We start from the raw sequence: 2,515 nt of genomic DNA, 5'->3' as shown, positions 1-2,515 counted from the left end.
TGTTCCCTGTTCCCTGTTCCCTGTTCCCTGTTCCCTGTTCCCTGTTCCCTCTTTTCTGGAGATGTCTATTATCCATTATCAATTATCCATTATCCATTATTCAACTACTCATTCAGACTACCATCGGGCATAATTGCCCCTTGCAAATTTGCCCCTTGCAGATTAGCATTTTCGATATTTGCTCCTTGTAAATTGGCATTCTTCAGGTTCGCTCCCTTGAGGTTAGCTCCGCTGAGGTTAACACCCATTAACCTAGCATCAGCCAAATTTGCTCCTACTAAGTCTGTTCTCCTAAGATCGGCATCTTTTAACACTGCCCTCCTAAGATCAACACCTCGGAGATTAGCATGACTCATCATAGCCCCACCTAAATTTGCTCCTCTTAAATTGGCTCCTTGAAACTTGGCTCCAGTGAGTTGAGCATCTTCGAGATTAGCCATTTGCAAATTAGCAGCTTGCAATTTAGAGTTCATCAAATTTGCGCCAGATAAATTAGCTTTTCGTAAGTTAGCATTTTCTAATATGGCTCCCTTTAAAGTTGCTCCACCAAGGAAAGCTCCTTCCAACTTGGTATTTTCTAAATTAGAACTCCTTAAATTTGCTCCCTCTAAATGAGCGCGAGACAAATTAGCTTGCTGTAGTTTAGCCTTCATCAAGTTTGCTCCTTGCAGTTGTGCACCTTGGAGGTTGGCATTTAGCAATCTAGCTCTCCTGAGTTCGATACCCCTCAAATTAGCTCTGGATAAATTTGCATCTCGCAGATAAGCATCTTCAATTTTGATAGCTGCTAAGTTAGCACCACGAAGCTTACAACCTTGACATTCTCCAGTTATTCGTAATTGCTCTACTGCACTCTTACCCGAGATGTTTTTGACAATTTCCTGTTGAGGTCTTTGTGTTCTTGAGAAGTTAGCTTGCTCTCGTTGTTGTCGAAACACTGTTAAACTCGTAGCTAATATAGCAAGAGCTGTAATACTAGCCAATCCTACTATTGCAGATGTTTTTACAGGCTTCATTGCCATCGTCACATTCTTAAAATTAGCAGCATCGCCAAACATAGGAATTGGTCTCAGTGCAGCCATTGCTGCTGCTGCATTTTCAAAGCGGTCTTTGCTATTGGGAGATACCATTTTCTCTAGCCACATTGTGAATAATGTACTCAGTTGTGGCATTAATTTTTTGACGTTAAAGCTATAGTTGCGGTCTATTAATTTTTTGATGTCTGTACTGGGAGTACCTGTTAGCAAACAGATGATAGTTGCGCCTAAACTATATAGATCAGAATTTATAGTGACAGTACCATTTAATTCTTGTTCCGGTGACATAAAGCCTGGGGTACCACTAACACCATCAGTTAAAATATCTTCTATTCCGATCCGCGCAGAGCCAAAATTAATTAAATGTGCAATAGGGAATCTTTCACCATGAGAGTGGGTATCAACTAATATATTTTCTGGTTTGATATTACCGTGAATAATGGGTGGAGTTTGCCTTTGTAAATAAACTAAAATTTCTAAAGTTGAAATAGCAATTTGCTTAATTTGTTCGGGAGTAAAATTTCTTTTTTCTGCTAAATAATTGCCTTTTTGATATTTTGTAATTAAGCAAAATCCTTCGGTGGTTTCTAAAGAGTCTACATAATTGGGAATACGAGGATGTTCTAGTTCTTTGAGAATTTCTACTTCTCGTTCATAAGCTTCAAACCCTGCCCAATTTGCATCACTATCTGCAAAACGAAATTCTTTAATGACAACTTCTTGGTCTTGTTTGATAGCTAGTCCCTGATATGTCACTTCTCCTTCGTTTTGATGACGCTCTATTTCTCTAATAATTTGATAGCCTTGGCTAGAAAGGTCTTGTTTCATTTTAATAGTACCACCGTTTTTTTCTACCTTTAAATGGGGCGCTAATGCAATAAATATGTTTATAAATTATATCATATTTTTGATTGAGTAGCAATTACAAATTGTCATAATTCCTCATGATGTGAAGAAGGCAGAAGGCAGAAGGCAGAGGGCAGAAGGCATAAGGTCTAATTACTTACGAATAGACATCTACTTTAGAAGAGGCAGTAGAGAGTGGGGAGTAGGACAAAATAATTGATGATTTAAGTACAATAATTGATTTTATTTTTGATTATTGGAGAGGTCTAATAGTCTTCTATACACCACTTCGTGTCCGATAGCCCCAAACAATTTTCACTGATAACTGATAACTGATAACTGAAATGACCACCCACATTGACAGTGGGGTATTAAACCTGCAAAAGAAAAGATACTTTTTTTTTAAGGAAATAAAAATCTAAGTACATCATAAATTATTCAGTTACTTAGTTAGAACGCAGACTTTAATTATACTTGATATTTAATTATGCTGAAAACAAATGGAACAATCAAGCTATATTAATTGCTTAAAGTATTTACAATAAAATTTGTCATCAAGATTGTATTTGATTATACTATATTAAGTATTTATCTACTTGAGAGCCTATTTTTTATTACAACTGATGACTGAT

General features: G+C 36.7%; 1 protein-coding gene. It reads right to left on the bottom strand.

The features are described 5' to 3' along the window. Positions 1-104: 104 nt before the first annotated feature. On the bottom strand, positions 105-1,865 hold the full coding sequence (locus tag AC3DU7_RS16565; RefSeq protein ID WP_488040429.1) for a pentapeptide repeat-containing protein: 1,761 nt from the start codon (positions 1,863-1,865) through the stop codon (positions 105-107). Positions 1,866-2,515 lie beyond the last annotated feature (650 nt).

The sequence above is a fragment of the Okeania sp. genome (genome assembly GCF_983059655.1).
Note: the sequence above shows the minus strand (reverse complement) of the source record. Positions and strands in the feature narration are given on the sequence as shown.

What these genes read in the sequence shown, in the direction of transcription:
- AC3DU7_RS16565 (WP_488040429.1), bottom strand. Translation starts at nt 1,865, where the DNA reads ATGAAACAAGACCTTTCTAGCCAAGGCTATCAAATTATTAGAGAAATA.